Annotated in this window: 17 protein-coding genes and 1 tRNA gene; 10 read left to right on the forward strand and 8 right to left on the reverse strand. The window is 68.4% G+C overall.

The features are described 5' to 3' along the window. Positions 1–410: 410 nt before the first annotated feature. From AC11WY_RS04345 to tsaD, 4 genes are read right to left on the reverse strand one after another with little or no spacing between them, the layout of a single operon-like run. Positions 411–833: an EVE domain-containing protein gene (locus AC11WY_RS04345; RefSeq protein ID WP_482922921.1), complete on the reverse strand. Its 423-nt coding sequence runs from the start codon at positions 831–833 to the stop codon at positions 411–413. After that, positions 833–1,105: a YciI family protein gene (locus AC11WY_RS04350; protein ID WP_482922923.1), complete on the reverse strand. Its 273-nt coding sequence runs from the start codon at positions 1,103–1,105 to the stop codon at positions 833–835. The genes AC11WY_RS04345 and AC11WY_RS04350 overlap by 1 nt, the downstream gene beginning before the upstream one ends. A gap of 3 nt (positions 1,106–1,108) precedes the next feature. Beyond that, complete coding sequence (locus AC11WY_RS04355) at positions 1,109–2,068, reverse strand: NAD(P)H-dependent glycerol-3-phosphate dehydrogenase (protein WP_482923148.1); 960 nt, start codon at positions 2,066–2,068, stop codon at positions 1,109–1,111. Between the two features lie 5 nt (positions 2,069–2,073). Further along, positions 2,074–3,171: a tRNA (adenosine(37)-N6)-threonylcarbamoyltransferase complex transferase subunit TsaD gene (gene tsaD, locus AC11WY_RS04360; protein WP_482922925.1), complete on the reverse strand. Its 1,098-nt coding sequence runs from the start codon at positions 3,169–3,171 to the stop codon at positions 2,074–2,076. A 75-nt stretch (positions 3,172–3,246) separates the two neighbouring features. Between tsaD and AC11WY_RS04365 the strand changes: the two genes are divergently transcribed. The 4 genes from AC11WY_RS04365 (at position 3,247) to AC11WY_RS04380 (ending at position 6,887) form a co-directional block, all read left to right on the forward strand. After that, complete coding sequence (locus AC11WY_RS04365; RefSeq protein WP_482922927.1) at positions 3,247–3,969, forward strand: uroporphyrinogen-III synthase; 723 nt, start codon at positions 3,247–3,249, stop codon at positions 3,967–3,969. A gap of 79 nt (positions 3,970–4,048) precedes the next feature. Then, on the forward strand, positions 4,049–5,311 hold the full coding sequence (locus AC11WY_RS04370) for a COG4223 family protein (protein WP_482922929.1): 1,263 nt from the start codon (positions 4,049–4,051) through the stop codon (positions 5,309–5,311). Positions 5,312–5,321: 10 nt separating this feature from the next. Continuing rightward, entirely contained in the window at positions 5,322–6,767 is a 1,446-nt protein-coding gene (locus AC11WY_RS04375) for a heme biosynthesis HemY N-terminal domain-containing protein (RefSeq protein ID WP_482922931.1), read from the forward strand. A gap of 44 nt (positions 6,768–6,811) precedes the next feature. Continuing rightward, positions 6,812–6,887: transfer RNA gene (locus tag AC11WY_RS04380), tRNA-Thr, on the forward strand. 117 nt (positions 6,888–7,004) lie between these two features. Here the strand turns inward: AC11WY_RS04380 and nagA are convergent. From nagA to AC11WY_RS04400, 4 genes are read right to left on the reverse strand one after another with little or no spacing between them, the layout of a single operon-like run. After that, on the reverse strand, positions 7,005–8,156 hold the full coding sequence (nagA, locus tag AC11WY_RS04385) for an N-acetylglucosamine-6-phosphate deacetylase (RefSeq protein WP_482922933.1): 1,152 nt from the start codon (positions 8,154–8,156) through the stop codon (positions 7,005–7,007). Beyond that, positions 8,153–9,190: an SIS domain-containing protein gene (locus tag AC11WY_RS04390; RefSeq protein WP_482922935.1), complete on the reverse strand. Its 1,038-nt coding sequence runs from the start codon at positions 9,188–9,190 to the stop codon at positions 8,153–8,155. Before AC11WY_RS04390 ends, nagA begins: the two co-directional genes overlap by 4 nt. Continuing rightward, positions 9,187–9,957 carry a GntR family transcriptional regulator gene (locus tag AC11WY_RS04395; RefSeq protein WP_482922937.1) on the reverse strand — a complete coding sequence of 257 codons (771 nt, stop codon included), beginning with the start codon at positions 9,955–9,957 and terminating at the stop codon, positions 9,187–9,189. Before AC11WY_RS04395 ends, AC11WY_RS04390 begins: the two co-directional genes overlap by 4 nt. Then, entirely contained in the window at positions 9,957–10,781 is an 825-nt protein-coding gene (locus tag AC11WY_RS04400; protein ID WP_482922939.1) for a glucosamine kinase nucleotide-binding domain-containing protein, read from the reverse strand. Before AC11WY_RS04400 ends, AC11WY_RS04395 begins: the two co-directional genes overlap by 1 nt. 143 nt (positions 10,782–10,924) lie before the next feature. Here AC11WY_RS04400 and AC11WY_RS04405 point away from each other — a divergent pair, with 143 nt between their 5' ends. The 6 genes from AC11WY_RS04405 (at position 10,925) to AC11WY_RS04430 (ending at position 17,061) form a co-directional block, all read left to right on the forward strand. Then, the gene (locus AC11WY_RS04405) at positions 10,925–11,890 is read left to right on the forward strand and encodes an N-acetylmuramic acid 6-phosphate etherase (protein WP_482922941.1); all 966 of its coding nucleotides are present in this window, start codon (positions 10,925–10,927) and stop codon (positions 11,888–11,890) included. Beyond that, the gene (locus AC11WY_RS04410; protein ID WP_482922943.1) at positions 11,887–13,140 is read left to right on the forward strand and encodes an ABC transporter substrate-binding protein; all 1,254 of its coding nucleotides are present in this window, start codon (positions 11,887–11,889) and stop codon (positions 13,138–13,140) included. The genes AC11WY_RS04405 and AC11WY_RS04410 overlap by 4 nt, the downstream gene beginning before the upstream one ends. A gap of 120 nt (positions 13,141–13,260) precedes the next feature. Next, entirely contained in the window at positions 13,261–14,178 is a 918-nt protein-coding gene (locus AC11WY_RS04415; RefSeq protein WP_482922945.1) for a carbohydrate ABC transporter permease, read from the forward strand. A 9-nt stretch (positions 14,179–14,187) separates the two neighbouring features. Next, the gene (locus tag AC11WY_RS04420; RefSeq protein WP_482922947.1) at positions 14,188–15,027 is read left to right on the forward strand and encodes a carbohydrate ABC transporter permease; all 840 of its coding nucleotides are present in this window, start codon (positions 14,188–14,190) and stop codon (positions 15,025–15,027) included. Continuing rightward, entirely contained in the window at positions 15,024–16,049 is a 1,026-nt protein-coding gene (locus AC11WY_RS04425; protein WP_482922949.1) for a Gfo/Idh/MocA family protein, read from the forward strand. Before AC11WY_RS04420 ends, AC11WY_RS04425 begins: the two co-directional genes overlap by 4 nt. Positions 16,050–16,059: 10 nt before the next feature. Then, positions 16,060–17,061: an ABC transporter ATP-binding protein gene (locus AC11WY_RS04430; RefSeq protein WP_482922951.1), complete on the forward strand. Its 1,002-nt coding sequence runs from the start codon at positions 16,060–16,062 to the stop codon at positions 17,059–17,061. Positions 17,062–17,064 lie beyond the last annotated feature (3 nt).

Here is a 17,064-nt window from a genome sequence, read left to right on the forward strand (position 1 = left end):
GACCAGCGGGTCCTTCTTCGCATCCAGGCTCGCGTAACGATCTGAAAGATCAAAGAAACCCATCTGCGCCATGACAACCGGCCTCCGTCCAATGCTGACCCAATATCTACACCGCCGTCAGATCAGGCGCAATTTTTCGAGGTGCCCTACATGCTGACCAAACATTTCGGCAAGGAAGCCGTCTACCGCTGAGGCTGGCACTTGCACCCGCCCCCTGTCGGGGCGGGCCGCAGGCCCGAACAATTTGCGCGAAACTGTCAGCATTGCGGATTTGCCGCGCCGCGCGGGTTGGCGTAGTGTCAAATCACAGGCCAGTAGGCCGGGACCTTTTCCAAGAACACGTGTGGTGCTGAGGGAGCACGTGGGGTGGATGGAGGGTCCCGTCGGGGTCGGGGCCCTCCATTTCCAATTTACGCTGATTCTTGCCCGCCAAGCGCGCAGATCAGCGCCCATTCCGCATCGCTGATCGGCTGCACCGACAATCGCGAGTTGTTCACCAGCACCATCTGCGCCAGCCGCCGGTCGGCCTTGCAGGTGTCGAGGCTGACCGGTTTCGCCAGCGCCGCCACCGCGCGCAGATCGACGCATTCCCAGCGCGAGTCGTCGGTCGTGCTGTCGGGGTGGCAGGCGGCGCAAACCTCGACAATGCCGACGATCTCGCGCCCCTGGTTCGAGTGGTAAAAGAACCCCCGATCCCCGATCCGCATCGCCCGCATGTTGTTGCGCGCCTGATAGTTGCGCACACCGTGCCATTCCTCGCCCGCGGCTCCCTTGGCAACCTGATCCTGCCAGCTCCAGGTATCGGGCTCGGATTTGAACAGCCAGTAGGGCATCAGCCGATCACCTTCTTCCACTCCTGCACCGTCGCTTCGGCGAAAAGCCCGGCCTTGGCATAGGGGTCGCCTGCCGCCCAGTCCTGCGCGGCGGCAAGGCTGTCGACGTTCAGGATCAGCAGCGAACCGCACATCTTTCCCGCCGAGTCGAGGAACGGGCCGGCCTGCGCCACCACGCCGGTTTCGGCGATGTAGGCCAGGTGCGCGGCCCGCGTGTCGAGCCGGATTTGCAGCGCGTCGGGCTTGTCGCGGCAGATGATTGCGAAGGGCATCGGTTACTCCTGTTTCAAAGGGCGGGACATCAGCGCCTCGATGGCGGCCGCAATGGTGATCGCGCCATCGACCACCGCAGCAACCATGCGGGTGATCGGCAGGTCGAGGGCATGGGCACTGGCCAAGGCAGACACGGCGCGCGAGGTGGCGACACCTTCGACCGTCACCGTCACATCGAAGGGTTCACCCCGCCCAAGCGCCTGACCAAAGCGGAAGTTGCGCGACTGGGGCGAGGTGCAGGTGAGCACCAGATCGCCCAGACCCGACAGGCCGGCCAGCGTTTCGGCCCGTGCCCCCAGCGGCAGGGCCAGCCGCAGCATCTCGGCATAGCCGCGCGTCATCAGGGCGGCGCGGGCGGAATCGCCCAGGCCTGCCCCGATCACGATGCCCGCCGCGATGGCGATCACGTTCTTCAGGGCGCCGCCCAGTTCGGCGCCGATCACATCAGTGGTGCGATAGAGCCGCAGCGTTCGGGTGGAGAGGTCGCGTTGCAGCTGCTCGCCGATGCCGGCATCCGCGCAGGCCAGCGTCAGCGCGGTGGGCAGGCCGCGGGCGATGTCGGCGGCAAAGCTGGGACCGGTCAGCAAAGCCGGGGTCGCCGCCGGGCAGGCCCGCGCGATCAGGGCAGAGGCGCCTTCGTGGCGGGCAAGGTCGATGCCCTTGCAGCAGGCGATCAGCGCGCGGCCGTCAAGCAGCGGCGCGGTCGTATCGAGAAAGCCGGCGAGTGCCTGCATCGGCACGGCAAGAAGCACCGGGCCATTGCCACCCAGATCGGCGATTTCGGCCGTGACAAAGACCGTTTCGGGCAGCGCCACACCAGGAAGATACCGCACGTTGGTGCCTGACGCCGCAATATGGCGGGCCAATTCATCGTCGCGCGCCCAAAGCACCACCTCGGCCCCGTGGCGCGCCAGCGCCACGGCCAGCGCCGTGCCGAAAGCCCCCGCCCCGGCGACGATCAGCCGCTTCACGCCTTCGCCCCCTTCTTGCCAAAGCCGAGGATCGCCGGGCTGGTGCGATCCAGCGGCCAGCGCGGCCGGGCGCCCAGCGTCATGTCATCGGCCTGGCCCGCGCGGAACCGCTCGATTCCGGCCCAGGCGATCATCGCGGCGTTGTCGGTGCAAAGCCGCAGCGGTGGCGCGACAAAGCGCAGCCCGGCCCCGGTCGCCACCCCCTCCAGCGCAGCACGGATAAGGCGGTTCGCGGCAACGCCGCCTGCCACGGCAAAAGCCGGTTCCGGCGGCAACAGGGCCTGATACGCTGCAATCGCGCGGCGCGACTTCTCGGCCAGCACATCGGCCACCGCCACCTGAAACCCTGCGCACAAATCCGCCCTGTCCTGCCGGGTGATCCCGCCCTGCGCCGCGATCCGTGTGTCACGGGCGCGCAGAAGGGCCGTCTTCAGCCCGGAAAAGGACATGTCGCACCCCGGCCGGTCCAGCAGTGGCCGGGGCAGGGCAAAGCGCCTCGGGTCGCCCGCCATCGCCTCTGCCTCTACCGCAGGCCCACCCGGCTGCGGCAGGCCCAGGAGCTTCGCGGTCTTGTCGAAGGCCTCGCCCGGCGCATCGTCGATCGTGCCGCCAAGGCGGGTGAAGTCGTCGATTCCGCTTGCGATCAGGAACTGGCAATGCCCGCCCGAGACCAGCAGCATCAGGTAGGGAAACGCCAGCGCATCGGTCAGCCGCGGCGTCAGCGCATGGCCCGCAAGGTGGTTGACCCCGATCAGCGCCAGCCCGGCCCCCGCCGCCAGCCCCTTGGCGCACATCACGCCCGACAGCACGCCGCCGATCAGCCCCGGCCCGGCCGTCACCGCGACGGCATCCAGATCGGACAGGCGCACCCCGGCAAGGGCCAGCGCCTCTTCCACGCAAAGGTCGAGCTTCTCGGCATGGGCGCGGGCCGCCAGTTCCGGCACGACGCCGCCGAACGGCGCGTGCAGCGCGGTCTGACCCGCGACGACCGAGGCAAGAATCTCCGGTGCCGTGCCCGGTGTGTGGCGCACGACGGCGGCTGCGGTGTCGTCGCAACTGCTTTCAAGGCCAAGGACGGTCAGCGTGTCGCGCATGGAAGGCCCGGTTGCCGGAAGGGTTCTTCGCAGGTAACACCGGACCATCCACCGCACAATCCCGCCAGGCCACCGATGCCCGATCCCGCCCCGATCCTGCTGATCACGCGCCCCGAGGCGGCCTCGCGCCGCTTTGCGGCCGCCGCCGTGGCGCGGTTCGGCGACCGGGTTCGCCCCCTGATCGCGCCGCTGATGCAGATCGTCGAGGATACCGGGCCGCTGCCGCTCGACGACATCCGCGGCCTTGTCTTCACCTCCGAGAATGGGGTGCGCGCCGCCGCCGCCCGCACCCCACGGCGCGACCTTCCGGCCTGGTGCGTCGGCGACCGGACCACCGCTGCGGCCTTGGCGGCCGGGTTTCCGGCCCGGTCGGCGCAAGGCGACGCGGTCGCGCTGGCGCGGCTGCTGGTGGCGCAGCAGGTGCGCGGCCCGCTTTTGCATCTGCACGGCGAGCATGTGCAGGCCGACTTCGGCGCCCTGCTCGCCGCGGCGGGGACCGCGTTGCGCAGCCTGGCCACCTACCGGCAGGAGCCGCAGCCGCTGAGCGATTCGGCGCTGGCGGCGCTGGGGGGTCCGGCGCGCGTCATGGTGCCGCTGTTCTCGCCACGCAGTGCCCGGTTGTTCCGTGCGGCGGCGGGAGCGCCGCGCGCGCCGCTCGATCTGGTGGCGATCAGCCCCGCAGCGGCCGAACCGCTGGGCGATTGGCCCGACATGGCGATTGCCATCGCTGCGCGGCCGGACGCCGACGCCATGCTGGATGCCCTCGCCGACCGACTTGCCGCAGGCTCATTCCCTTGAAGGTGGGGCGGATCACGGTCTAAGGTTCAGGCCACAGGCCGGGTGGCCCGGACCACCCGCAACCCCAGGAGCATTGCCGATGGCCGATCCCGACACGGCGCAGGTCGACCCCGACCCCAAGGCGGCCCCCGCCGAGGACGAAGCGGCAGAGGCTCTGGTGCAAGACGCCGAGCTTGTCGCGGCGGAAAGTGCCGCCGAACCCGCTGTCGAGCCCGTGCCGGAAGCAGTGCCGGACCGGAAGCCTGAACCCGCCCCGGTTCGCCCGCGTCGGCGCGGCGGCTTTGTGCCCGCGCTGCTTGGCGGCATGATTGCCGCCGGTATCGGGTTCGCGGCGGCGGAATATGTCACCCATCCCGGTTGGCCCTTTGCGCCGCCCGGCCCGACGCCGGAGGCGATCGCCCAGCGGGTCGACGCGGTCTCTTCGGAACTTGCGGCCGTGAAGGGCGACGTGACCACGCTTGCCCCGACGGTGGCGGCATTGCAGGCAAAGGCGGACGCATCAGACGCGGTTTCAGCCAGAATCGACACCATCGCGAAGGACGCCGCCACCCAGATCGCGGCGCTGCGCGATGACCTGACGGCCCGGAACGATGCGCTGAAGCAGGCGCTCGCCGCCCTTGATGCCCGTGTCTCGGCTATCGACAAACAAGCGTTGGCGGCCGGGGTGGTGGGGGGCAATGCCGATGCCGCCGTGCTCGACTCGCTGCGGGGCCAGTTGGAAGACCAGCGCAAGCAGAACGAAACGCTCGCGGCCCAGATCGCCGATGTGGCCGACAAGGCGAACGCCCGGATCGACGCCGCCGAAAAGCAGGCCGCCGCGCTGAAGGCCGAGGCCGACGCGACGGCGAAAACCGCGCTGGCCCGGGCCGCACTGACGCGGGTGGAAACGGCACTTGAGTTTGGCGGCGGCTTCGCGCCCGCGCTGGCCGATCTGACGGCGCAGGGCGCGAAAGTGCCCGACTCGCTGGGCGCGGTGGCAACGACCGGCGTGCCGACGCTGACGGACCTGCGCGAGGCCTTCCCCGCGGCCTCGCGGGCGGCTCTGGCCGCCTCGATCAAGGCGACGATGGGACCAGGACTGACCGACCGCATCGGGGCCTTCCTGCGCGCGCAAACCGGCCTTCGGTCGCTGACCGCCCGACCCGGCACCGACCCCGACGCGGTCCTGTCGCGCGCCGAGGCCGATGTGAACGCAGGCAAGCTGACAGACGCGCTAAGTGAACTTGCTGCCCTGCCGGAGGCGGGGCGCGCGGCGCTGGCAGCCTGGATGACAGACGCGAATACGCGGGTTTCGGCACTGGCCGCGGTGGATGCCGTGGCACAGAGCCTTGGCGGCAAGTAGGGGGAAAGCGATGATCTGGTCCTTGGCCAAGATATTGATCTTCGTCGCCGTCGTGGTGGGCCTGACGCTGGCCGCAAGCTACCTGATGCAGTCGGGTGGCGACATCCGTATCGCCGTGCAGGGCTGGGAAGTGACGTTGGGCCCGGTGCAGGCCGCCATCGCCGCGGTGGCGCTGCTGGTTCTGGTCTGGCTGGCGCTGCGCATCATCGGGTTGCTGGTGGCCATGATCCGCTTCCTGAATGGCGACGAGACCGCGCTGTCGCGCTATTTCGACCGTAACCGCGAGCGCAAGGGGTTCGACGCGCTGGCCGAGGGCATGGTGGCGCTGGCCTCGGGCGAGGCCAAGCTGGCGCTGAGCAAGGCGAGCCGCGCCGAACGTTTTCTGCGCCGCCCGCACCTGACCAACCTGCTGGCAGCGCAGGCCGCCGAATTGGCGGGCGACACCCAGCGGGCCACCGAAATCTACAAGCGCCTTCTGTCGGACACGCGCACGCGGTTTGTCGGCGTGCGCGGCATCCTCAAGCAGAAACTGGCCGATGGCGACACGGACACCGCCCTGAAGCTGGCGGAAAAGGCCTTCGCCCTCAAGCCGCGCCATGAAGAGATGCAGGATATCCTGCTCCAATTGCAGGCGGGCGCGGGCGATTGGAAAGGCGCGCGCGCCACGCTCGGCGCCAAGCGGCAATCGGGCGGTCTGCCGCGCGATGTGCACCGTCGCCGCGATGCCGTGCTGGCGCTGCAAGAGGCGAAGGGCATCCTCGACGACGGCAGTTCGATCGAGGCGCGCGAGGCGGCCATCGCCGCCAACCGGCAATCGCCCGACCTGATTCCCGCCGCCGCGATGGCCGCGCGGAGCTACATCGCGCAGGGCAACCCGCGCCACGCCACGCGCGTGCTCCGCAAGGCCTGGGAGGCGATGCCGCACCCCGACCTTGCCGCCGCCTTCGCCGAGATCGCGCCGGACGAGACCCCGGCCGAGCGGCTGAAACGGTTCCGCTTTCTCACCGACATCCGCCCGGGCGACGAGGAAACCCACCTGCTGCTGGCCGAGTTGAACATCTCTGCCAAGGATTTCGCCGCCGCGCGCCGTGCGCTGGGCGAGTTGCCGCAAACCCACCCGACCGCCCGCGCGCTGGCGCTGATGGCCGCCATCGAGCGCGGCGAAGGGTCGGACGACGCCGTGGTGCGCGGCTGGCTGACGCGGGCGCTGACCGCGTCGCGCGGGCCGCAATGGGTCTGTGACACTTGCAACACCGTGCACGGCGACTGGACGCCGGTCTGCGACCATTGCGGCGGGTTCGACACGCTCAGCTGGCGCGAGCCGTCGCAACCGGTCGGCCATTCCGCCACTGGCGTGGAAATGCTGCCGCTGATCGTCGGCACACCCGCGCCCGCGACCCCTGTCGAGGATGCCGAGGTGGTGGAGGAAAACCCCGCCGCGCAACCCGCAAATTAGGACTACACACCCCGGCGCGATGATGCTATCAGCCGCGCCACCAGGCCGCTGTAGCTCAGCTGGTAGAGCACGTCATTCGTAATGATGGGGTCGGGAGTTCGAATCTCTTCAGCGGCACCAAAGAATTCAAGCGGCTAGCGGTCGGATGATCGCTAGCCGCTTTTTCTTTACCGGCACCCTGCAAAGCGAAACCGGCTCGGGCAAGGTCGGTGGGCAGGCGGGCCGCGCGGCGAGGTCTCACGTCTGACCAGCTTGCCCCGCGCGCCAGACCCGTTTCAGGTGCAGGGCATCGTCGAAATGCACGATATCCGCCGCCCGTCCCGGCGCGAGATGGCCCACTTGCGCAGACAGCCGGATGCAGTCGGCGGGGATCGAGGTGGCCATTTGCAGCGCCGCGGCAACGGGCACGCCGACCTTGGCCACCATCACCCGCAGGCAGTGCGGCAGATCGCAATCGGCCCCCGCCAGCGTGCCATCGTCCAGCGTCAGCCGCCCATCGCGGCGCAGGATGCGGCGGCCGCCGAGGGTGAATTCCTGCATCGTGGTGCCTGCGGGCGCCATTGCGTCGGTGACCAGAAACAGCCGGTCGGTGCCGCGCTTGGCGGCCATCGCGATCCGCAGCACCTCGGGCGCGACGTGGATGCCGTCGGCGATGATCCCGGCGAAAACCTGCGGCGTGTCGAGCACGGTGCCGACCAGGCCCGGCTCACGGTGACCCAGCGGGCTCATCGCGTTGAACAGATGCGTGGCGCAGCGCGCGCCGGCCGCGAAGGCCGCGCGGGCCGGCACCATGCCGGTGTCGCTATGCCCGAGGCTGACCACGACCCCCGCCGCCGCAAGCCGGGCGATCTGCGCGGGCGTTGCGTTCTCGGGGGCGAGCGTCACCATCAGCGCGGGCAGGTGCGCGGCCGCGGCGCAGAGGGCAACGCAATCCGCCTCGTCCATCGGGCGGATCAGGGCCGGATCATGCGCGCCCTTGCGGCGCGGGTCGAGGTGCGGGCCCTCCAGATGCAGACCCAGAAAGCCGGGCACCCCGGCCTTGGCCGCCGCGATCCCCGCCGCGATGACCGCCGCCGTCGTGTCGCGCGTGTCGGTGATCAGCGTCGGCAGCAGTCCGGTGACTCCCAGCGGCAGATGCGCGGCGCAGATCGCGGCGATCCCCTCGATCGAGGCGGTCTCGCGCCCCAGCATCTGCCCGCCGCCGCCATTCACCTGCAGGTCGATCAGCCCGGGCGCGAGGATGCCGCCGTCCAGCCGTTCGATCCGCCCCTCGGCCTGCACCTCGGGCCGGATGGCGACGACGCGCCCGGCCTCGACGATCAGCGCCGCGCCCTCGATCATCTGCGTGCCGTCGAAGATCGCGGCGCCCGTGTAGCTGATCGCGGTCATACCGTTTCCGTCACTTTGCGCAGATGCGGGGGGGTGTCGGGGTTCAGGCCGCGCCGTCGTGCCAGAGCCTCGATGAAGCCATAGAAGGTGACGATCAGCACCAAGGGAGCCACCAGCGGATGCAGCCCGCTGAGCGAGGGCAGTTCCGTGACCCCCGCGCCCGCGCCCGCGCCCGGTGCGGTCAGGAAGACGTCGGCGCCTTGCCCCGCCAACCGCTCGGCCGTGGCGATCACTTGCGGCAGCGCGGCATCGGCGACGCCCAGCGCCAGCACCGGAAACTGCGCCTGAACGATGGCGGCAGGACCGTGCAGCACCTCGGCGGCGCTATAGGATTCGGCGTGCAGCCCGCTGGTTTCCTTGCATTTCAGCGCCATTTCGTTGGCGATGGCAAAACCCGGCCCGCGGCCGAGGACATAGAGCGACTGCGCCCGGGCCAGCCGGTCCGCGAGCGGCGACCAGTCGCAGGCGAGGGCTGCGGCAAAGGCTTCCGGCAGCCCTGCCACCGCCGCGCGCAGGGCGTCGTCCTGCTGCCACTCCGCCACCAGCGCGAGGCCCGCCAGCACCGAGGCGACAAAGGTCTTGGTGGCCGCCACGCTGCGTTCCTCGCCCGCGTGCATCGCCAGCGTATGTGCCGAGACCGCCGCCATCGGCGAATCGGGATGGTTCGTTACCGCCAACGTCAGAGCGCCGCCTCCCCCGGCGCTGCGCATCATCTCGACGATGTCCGGGCTGCGGCCGGATTGCGAGATGCCAAGACAGACCGCGCCGGACAGCCGCAACTGCCGCCCGTAGATCGAGGCGACCGAGGGCCCGACCGAGGCGACCGGCACCCCCGCCGTCAGTTCCACCAGATACTTCAGGTAGGTCGCCGCGTGATCCGAGGAGCCGCGCGCCACCGTCACCATCAGCGCCGGGTCAAGGGCGCGCATCTCTGCCGCTGCCGCCGCGATCGCTGGCGCGGTGCCGGTCAGGAGCCGGCGCGCGGCCTCGGGGATCTCTTCCACTTCAAGGCGCATGAATGTCTTTGCGGTCATTCGTCCGGGCCTTCCTTTTCGTTCGATATCCTGAGCTCCGCCGCGAAATCATAGGCATCGCCGCGATAAAGCGAGCGGGTGAATTCCACCACGCGGCCCGAGGGCAGGTAACTGATCCGCTCGATCCGCAGGCCCGCCGCACCCACCGGCACCTCCAGAAGGCTCGCGTCGCGCGCATTCAGATTGGCGGCGGAAATGCGCTGCACCGCGCGCACCGGGTGAAACCCGCGCTTCGCCAGTGCGGCGTAAAGCGAGGCGTCCACCGTCTCCGGCTCGGGCAGGATCGCGGTCGACAGCGCCGCACGCTCGATCGCCAGCGGCACCTCGTCGGCCAGCCGGACTCGTTCCAGCCGGGCGACGCGGTCCTTTGCCGTCAGGCCCAGCACCATCATTTCCTCCGGGGCCGGGGCATGAACCGCGCGGTGCAGCCAGACCGAGCGCGAGACGCGGCCGCGCCGCGCCATATCCTCGGAAAAGCTGGTCAGCAGTGACAGCGCCTGCTCCAGCCGCTCGACCCGGGGCGCAACGAAGGTGCCCGAACCCTGCCGCTGCACCAGCTTGCCGGCCTCGACGAGCGCCTGCACCGCCTTGCGCACGGTCACGCGGCTGAGGCCGGTCAGCGTGGCCATCTCGCGTTCCGGCGGCAGGTTGTCGCCGGGCTTCAGCTCGCCCGCCTCGATGGCGGCGTCGATGCGGCGGCTCAGTTGCAGATAAAGCGGCCCGGCGCTGCCATCGCTGAACGCTTCGGGGGCAAAGAGCTTGACCATCACGCCGCCTCCCGCGCCATGCGCAGCGCGCCGTCGAGGGCGCTTCCCGCCGCGGGGCGGATCAGGCCCGGATAAAGCGGCGCCAGCCGTGCGGCGAAGACCGCGCCGAGGCCGCCCAGAAAGCAGATCGGCAGCGACCCGATCTGCAAATGGTCGATGTAGCGGCGCACCCAGCGGTCGGCGTCGGTCAGGATCGCGGCGGCGGCCGGATCATCGGGCGCAGCGACGATCCGGGGCGCGAAGCGGCCGAAATCGACCGGCCGCGCCGCCTTGGCAAAGCGCACGATCGCCTCGGGCCCGCCCATCTCGGTCGTCACCCCGGCCAGCAGCGGGGATTGCGGCACCAGCCCGTCCGCCGCGCGTAGCGCTTGCGACAGCAGGTCGCGGCCCATCCAGGCCCCGCTGGCCTCGTCGCCCAGCACCAGCCCCCAGCCGCCGACCACCCGCACCGCCCCGCCGCTTTGGCAGGCGAAGACCGAGCCGGTGCCGACCGTCGCGGCGATCCCGTCCTGCCCGGCAAACGCGCCGTTCAACGCGATTTCCGCGTCGCTTACCACCCGCGTCGTCGCAAAGGGTAGGGGAGTGTTGCGATCAGAAGTGTTCGCCCCGGCCAGCCCCAGCACCGCGCGCAGATCCTGCACCCGCACGCCGGCGGCCTGCGCAGCCTGCTCCGCCGCCGCCAGAATGTTCGCCCGTGCGCCCTCCGGGTCGCTCATCACATTGGAAGGCCCGGCGCTCCCGCTGCCCAGAATGCGGCCCGCGGCATCGCAAACCGCCGCCCGGCATCCGGTGCCGCCGCCGTCGATTCCCAGAAAATAGAGCATGGCGCCTCTCCTCAAGGCAAAAATACCAAAAAGATACCAATTGGCAAGCGTTACCTGAGAATTGCGATATTTCTGATAGATGAAAGATTTTCGTGGACAATTGGTATTCATTTGGCATTATAAATCCGGTAGAGGGGATTCGGATGACCGGGCGACGGACAGAAGAACGGCATGGACTTGCGGCAGGGCTACAGGCGCTTCCGGCGTCCGAGGTTCTGTCGCGTCTGCTGGGCGCCCAAAGCGATGCGGTCGCCGCTCTGCGCCCGGCGCTGGCCGCCCTTTCCGCCGCCGCCGATCTGGCGCGCGCCGCCCTCTCGGGAACCGGGCGCGTGGCTTACGTCGGGGCCGGAAGCGCGGGGCTGATGGCGCTGGCCGACGGGCTGGAACTGGCGGGCACGTTCGGGGTGCCACCCGCGCGGACCCCGATCCTGTTCGCGGGCGGCACCGCCGCGCTGCTGCACATGACCGGCGAGGTCGAGGATGACGCTGCGCAGGCGCTGGCCGATGTGGCCGCGCTGGCGCCGACCGCCGCCGACGTGGCGATCTGCGTCTCGGCCTCGGGGGCCACACCCTACACGCTGGCGGTGGCGCGCGGCGTAAAGGCGACGGGCGGGCGTGTGATCGGCATCGCCAACGCGGCCGGTTCCCCACTGCTGGCGCTGGCCGATGTGGCCGTGCTGATCGACAGCGGGCCGGAGATGGTGGCGGGCTCGACCCGGCTGGGGGCGGCCACCGCGCAGAAGATCGCGCTGAACATGATCTCGACGCTGGTCGGGATCGGGCTGGGCCATGTCCATGAAGGCTACATGGTCAACCTGATGCCCGAGAACGCCAAGCTGCGTGCGCGCGCCGCCCGCATCGTCGCCACCCTTGCGGGATGCGACGACGCGCAGGCCGGGGCGGCCCTTTCCACCACTGACGGCGCGGTGAAACCCGCGATTCTGATCGCCGCAGGGGCGAGCGCGGAGGGCGCGAAAACCCTGCTTGCCGACAGCGGCGGCCATCTTGGCCCCGCGCTGGCAAGGCTTGCCGAGACGACAACGACCCAAAGACCCCACCCAAAGACCACAGGCCCGAGACAGGGCCGCAACCAGGGAGACGACCGATGAAGAAGACCCGGTTCACCACCATCCTGCTGGCCAGCACGCTGCTGGCAGGCACCGCCGCGATGGCCGAGAGCACGCTGACGATCGAAAGCTGGCGCAACGACGACCTGACGGTCTGGCAAAAGACCATCATCCCCGCCTTCGAGAAGGCACACCCCGACATCAAGGTCGTGTTCGCCGCCTCGGCGCCGACCGAATACAACGCCGCGCTGAACTCCAAGCTCGACGCCGGTTCGGCGGGCGATCTGATCACCTGCCGCCCGTTCGACGCCTCGCTGGCGCTGTTCCAGAAGGGCAAGCTGGCCGACCTCAGCGCGATGCCGGAAATGGCGAACTTCTCGGATGTGGCGAAGGCCGCATGGCAGACCGACGACGGCAAGCAGACGTTCTGCGTGCCGATGGCCAGCGTGATTCACGGCTTCATCTACAACAAGGACACGTTCGACAAGCTGGGCATCACGCCACCAAAGACGATGGCCGAGTTCTATGCCGATCTTGACAAGATCAAGAAGGACGGCACGTCGATCCCGCTGGCGATGGGCACGCATGACCAGTGGGAAGCCGCCACGATGGGCTACCAGAACATCGGCCCGAACTACTGGAAGGGCGAGGATGGTCGTCTGGCGCTGATCGCGGGCAAGCAGAAGCTGACCGATGCGGCCTGGGTCGCGCCGTTCACCGAACTGGCGAAGTGGGGCCCCTACATGGGCGACGGCTTCCAGGCGCAGACCTACCCGGACAGCCAGAACCTGTTCACGCTGGGCCGCGCCGCGATCTATCCGGCCGGGTCGTGGGAAATCTCGGGCTTCACCGCGCAGGCGCAGTTCAAGATGGGGGCCTTCCCGCCGCCGGTCGCTGCGGCGGGCGATCCCTGCTACATCTCGGATCAGGCTGACCACGCGCTTGGCCTGAACGCTGCGGCGAAGAACCCGGAAGCGGCCAAGCAGTTCCTGGCCTGGGTCGGCTCGCCCGACTTCGCCCAGCTTTATGCCAATGCGCTGCCGGGCTTCTTCTCGCTCCAGAACGCGGCGACCAAGCTCGACAACCCGCTGGCGCAGGAGTTCGTCAGCTGGCGGTCAGGCTGCAAGTCGACGATCCGTTCGACCTACCAGATCCTGTCGCGCGGCACGCCGAACCTTGAGAACGCGACCTGGGCCGCTGCCGCCAACGTGATCAACGGCACCCAGACGCCGGAAGCCGCGGCGGCCGATCTGCAGAAAGGCTTGGCGAGCTGGTACAAGCCGCAGCAGTAAGCGGCAGCTTGCCGGGCCTGATCGGCCCGGCGGATGCGGGGGGCTGTCTGCCCCCCGAAGCCCGGCCCAAGGGGCCGGGCACCCCCCGAGAGTATTTTCGCCAAGAAGAAAGGGAGAGCGATGGCCGACCGGAAGCCTGTTCGCTGGCACATCGCGGTGTTCCTCGCGCCGGCCGTGATCGTCTATACCGCGATCATGATCGTGCCGCTGTTCGGCACGCTGGGCCTGTCGCTCTTCACCACGGTCGATCGGGTCACCCACTTCGTCGGCTTCGACAACTTCCGCACACTGTCAAGCGATCCGAACTGGTCGGGGCAGTTCTGGAACGCGCTGGGCAACAACTTCTGGTTCTTCGTCGTCAACATGGCGGTGCAGAACCCGATCGGTGTCGGGTTGGCCGCGCTGCTCTCTTCGCCCCGGCTGCGGATGGCCGCGTTCTACCGGACCGCGATCTTCATCCCCACCATTCTGAGCTTCGTCATCGTGGGCTTCGTGTGGAAGCTGATCCTGTCGCCGCTCTGGGGCATCGCGCCCGACATGCTGGCGGCGGTGGGGCTGAAATCCCTGTTCGCGCCCTGGCTCGGGGATGCGCATTACGCCTTGACGGCGATGGCGCTGATCTCGGTCTGGCAGTTCATCGGCATCCCGATGATGCTGATCTATGCCGCCCTGCTGACCATTCCCGACGAGGTGATCGAGGCCGCCGAAATGGACGGCATCACCGGCATGAGCCAGTTCTGGAAGATCAAGCTGCCGCTGATCCTGCCCTCGATCGGCATCATCTCGATCCTGACCTTCGTCGGCAACTTCAACGCCTTCGACCTGATCTACGTGACGCAGGGCGCGCTGGCCGGGCCGAATTACTCGACCGACCTGCTGGGCACCTTTCTTTACCGCACCTTCTTCGGCTTCCAGCTGCAACTGGGCGATCCGAACATGGGGGCCACCATCGCCACCGCGATGTTCGGCATCATCCTGGTCGGAGTGTGTCTCTATCTGTTCGGCATCCAGACGCGCCTGCGTCGCTATCAGTTCTGAGGGGACATCATGGCCCAGGCACGATCCTCACTGACGCGCACCATCGCCGCCCATGCGGTGCTGATCACCTATACGCTGATCGCCCTCTTCCCGGTTTTCGTGATCCTGATCAACTCGGTGAAATCCCGCCGGGCGATCTTTGCCCATCCGCTGGCGCTGCCGGGGCCCGACAGTTTCGATCTGATCGGCTTTACCACCGTGCTTCAGCAGGGCGATTTCCTGCGCTACTTCGAGAACAGCATGATCGTGACGGTCAGCTCGCTGGCCTTCGTGCTGCTCTTCGGCGCGATGGCCGCCTTCGCGCTGTCGGAGTACCGGTTTCGCGGCAACATGCTGATGGGGCTTTACCTCGCGCTGGGCATCATGATCCCGATCCGGCTGGGCACCGTGGCGATCCTGCAGATGATGGTGGCGGGCGGGCTGGTGAACACGCTGCTGGCGCTGATCCTTGTCTATACCGCGCAGGGCTTGCCGCTGGCGGTGTTCATCCTGTCGGAGTTCATGAAGACCGTCTCGGACGATCTGAAGAACGCCGGACGGATCGACGGGCTGTCGGAGTATCGGATCTTCTTCCGGCTGGTGCTGCCGCTGGTGCGCCCGGCAATGGCGACGGTGGCGGTGTTCAGCATGATCCCGATCTGGAACGATCTGTGGTTTCCGCTGATCCTCGCGCCATCCGAGGCGACCAAGACGCTGACCTTGGGCAGCCAGGTGTTCATTGGGCAGTTCGTCACCAACTGGAACGCGGTGCTGGCTTCGCTGTCGCTGGCGATCCTGCCGGTGCTGATCCTCTATCTGATCTTCTCGCGCCAACTGATCCGCGGGATCACCGCAGGAGCCGTGAAATGACGATCCGCACCCTTGTCGCAGGTCTGGGCAACATGGGCCGCAGCCATGCGCTGGCCTATCACAACGACCCTGCGTTCGAGATCGTCGGGCTGGTCAACCGATCCGCGCCGCACCTTGATCCGGCGCTGGCGGGCTATGTGGTGGAGCCGGATTTCCACGCGGCGCTGGCGCGGTTGAAGCCCGATCTTGTTTCGATCGCAACCTACTCCGACAGCCATGCCGACCTTGCCGTGGCGGCGATGGCGGCGGGCGCGCATGTGTTTGTCGAAAAGCCGCTGGCGACCAGTGTCGCCGATGCCGAACGGGTGGCGGCGAAGGCGGCGGAAACCGGGCGCAAGGTGGTGGTGGGCTACATCCTGCGCCACCACCCCAGTTGGCAGCGCCTGATCGCCGAGGCGCGCGGGCTGGGCGGCCCCTATGTGTTCCGGATGAACCTGAACCAGCAGTCGAAGGGCCCGACATGGGAGGTTCACAAGGCGCTGATGCGGACGACGCCGCCCATCGTCGATTGCGGGGTGCATTACGTCGATGTGATGCTTCAGATCACCGATGCGCAGCCGGTCGAGGTGCGCGGCATGGGCCTGCGCCTGTCCGACGAGATCGCGCCGGACATGTACAACTACGGCCATTTTCAGGTGCTGTTCGACGACGGCTCGCTCGGCTGGTACGAGGCGGGGTGGGGGCCGATGATGTCGGACACCGCGTTTTTCGTGAAAGACGTGGTCAGCCCGAGGGGCGCCGTGTCGATCCGGATGCCCGACAGCGCGAAATCGGACGACATCAACACCCACACCAAGACCTCGACCCTGCGGCTGCACCGCGTCGGCGAAGCGGACCGCGATATCTCGATGGCCGACGAGCCCGGTCACCAGCAGCTTTGCGATCGCGAGGCGGCCTTTGTCGCGCGCGCCATCACCGAGAACATCGACCTGAACCGCCACCTGTCGGACGCCGTCCGCTCGCTTGCGATCTGCCTTGCGGCGGATGAAAGCGTGCGCAGCGGTCGGCCCGTCAAGCTGTAAGGACGCCCGCATGGGAAATCTGAAACTCTCCGCCGTCACCAAGTCCTTCGGGACGGTCGAGGTGATCAAGGGCGTCGATCTGGAGGTGAAGGACGGCGAGTTCTGCGTCTTCGTCGGCCCCTCCGGCTGCGGGAAATCGACCCTGCTGCGCATCATCGCGGGGCTGGAGGATGCCACCTCGGGCGAGATTCTGATCGATGGGGCCAAGGTCAACCTGACGCCGCCCTCGAAGCGCGAGATCGCGATGGTGTTTCAAAGCTACGCGCTTTACCCGCATCTGACCGTGCGCGACAACATGGGTCTCGGCCTGAAACAGTCGGGCGCCAGTGCCGACGTGGTCCGCCAAAGCGTCGCGCGCGCCTCGGCGATGCTGTCGCTCGACCCGCTGCTGGCGCGCCGTCCGTCCGAGCTTTCGGGGGGGCAGCGTCAGCGCGTGGCGATCGGGCGGGCCATCGTGCGCACGCCCAAGCTTTTCCTGTTCGACGAGCCGTTGTCCAACCTCGATGCCGCCCTGCGCGTGCATACCCGCATCGAGATTGCGCGCCTGCACCGGGAACTGACCGCCACGATGATCTACGTCACCCACGATCAGGTCGAGGCGATGACGCTGGCCGACCGCATCGTGGTGTTGAACGCGGGCAAGGTGGCGCAGGTGGGGCGCCCGATGGAGCTTTACAACGACCCCGACAACACCTTTGTCGCGGGCTTCATCGGTTCGCCGCAGATGAACTTTCTCAAGGCAGGCGCGCTGGGCCTTGGCGCCGAGACGCTGGGCATCCGCCCCGAACATCTGGCCATCAACCGCGCGGGCGGTGAAATCCCCGGCACCATCAGCCATGTCGAGCATCTGGGCGGCGAGACCAACGTCTACATCCACACCGAGGTGCATGGCCTGTTGACCGTGCGACTGTTCGGTGAACATGAATTCACCGTGGCCGAGGAGGTCTTCCTGACCCCGGACCCCGCGCGGCGCTTCCTGTTCGACGCAAAGGGCGACCGTCTGCGCGGCTGACGC

The organism is Solirhodobacter sp., from assembly GCF_964715405.1.

Bases quoted from the DNA above. Each gene is read 5' to 3' on its own strand.
- AC11WY_RS04425 (WP_482922949.1), top strand. From the start codon at position 15,024: ATGACGATCCGCACCCTTGTCGCAGGTCTGGGCAACATGGGCCGCAGC.
- AC11WY_RS04430 (WP_482922951.1), top strand. From the start codon at position 16,060: ATGGGAAATCTGAAACTCTCCGCCGTCACCAAGTCCTTCGGGACGGTC.
- AC11WY_RS04370 (WP_482922929.1), top strand. From the start codon at position 4,049: ATGGCCGATCCCGACACGGCGCAGGTCGACCCCGACCCCAAGGCGGCC.
- AC11WY_RS04410 (WP_482922943.1), top strand. From the start codon at position 11,887: ATGAAGAAGACCCGGTTCACCACCATCCTGCTGGCCAGCACGCTGCTG.
- AC11WY_RS04390 (WP_482922935.1), bottom strand. From the start codon at position 9,190: ATGACCGCAAAGACATTCATGCGCCTTGAAGTGGAAGAGATCCCCGAG.
- AC11WY_RS04400 (WP_482922939.1), bottom strand. From the start codon at position 10,781: ATGCTCTATTTTCTGGGAATCGACGGCGGCGGCACCGGATGCCGGGCG.
- AC11WY_RS04365 (WP_482922927.1), top strand. From the start codon at position 3,247: ATGCCCGATCCCGCCCCGATCCTGCTGATCACGCGCCCCGAGGCGGCC.
- nagA (WP_482922933.1), bottom strand. From the start codon at position 8,156: ATGACCGCGATCAGCTACACGGGCGCCGCGATCTTCGACGGCACGCAG.
- AC11WY_RS04395 (WP_482922937.1), bottom strand. From the start codon at position 9,957: ATGGTCAAGCTCTTTGCCCCCGAAGCGTTCAGCGATGGCAGCGCCGGG.
- AC11WY_RS04350 (WP_482922923.1), bottom strand. From the start codon at position 1,105: ATGCCCTTCGCAATCATCTGCCGCGACAAGCCCGACGCGCTGCAAATC.
- AC11WY_RS04415 (WP_482922945.1), top strand. From the start codon at position 13,261: ATGGCCGACCGGAAGCCTGTTCGCTGGCACATCGCGGTGTTCCTCGCG.
- tsaD (WP_482922925.1), bottom strand. From the start codon at position 3,171: ATGCGCGACACGCTGACCGTCCTTGGCCTTGAAAGCAGTTGCGACGAC.
- AC11WY_RS04405 (WP_482922941.1), top strand. From the start codon at position 10,925: ATGACCGGGCGACGGACAGAAGAACGGCATGGACTTGCGGCAGGGCTA.
- AC11WY_RS04345 (WP_482922921.1), bottom strand. From the start codon at position 833: ATGCCCTACTGGCTGTTCAAATCCGAGCCCGATACCTGGAGCTGGCAG.
- AC11WY_RS04375 (WP_482922931.1), top strand. From the start codon at position 5,322: ATGATCTGGTCCTTGGCCAAGATATTGATCTTCGTCGCCGTCGTGGTG.
- AC11WY_RS04420 (WP_482922947.1), top strand. From the start codon at position 14,188: ATGGCCCAGGCACGATCCTCACTGACGCGCACCATCGCCGCCCATGCG.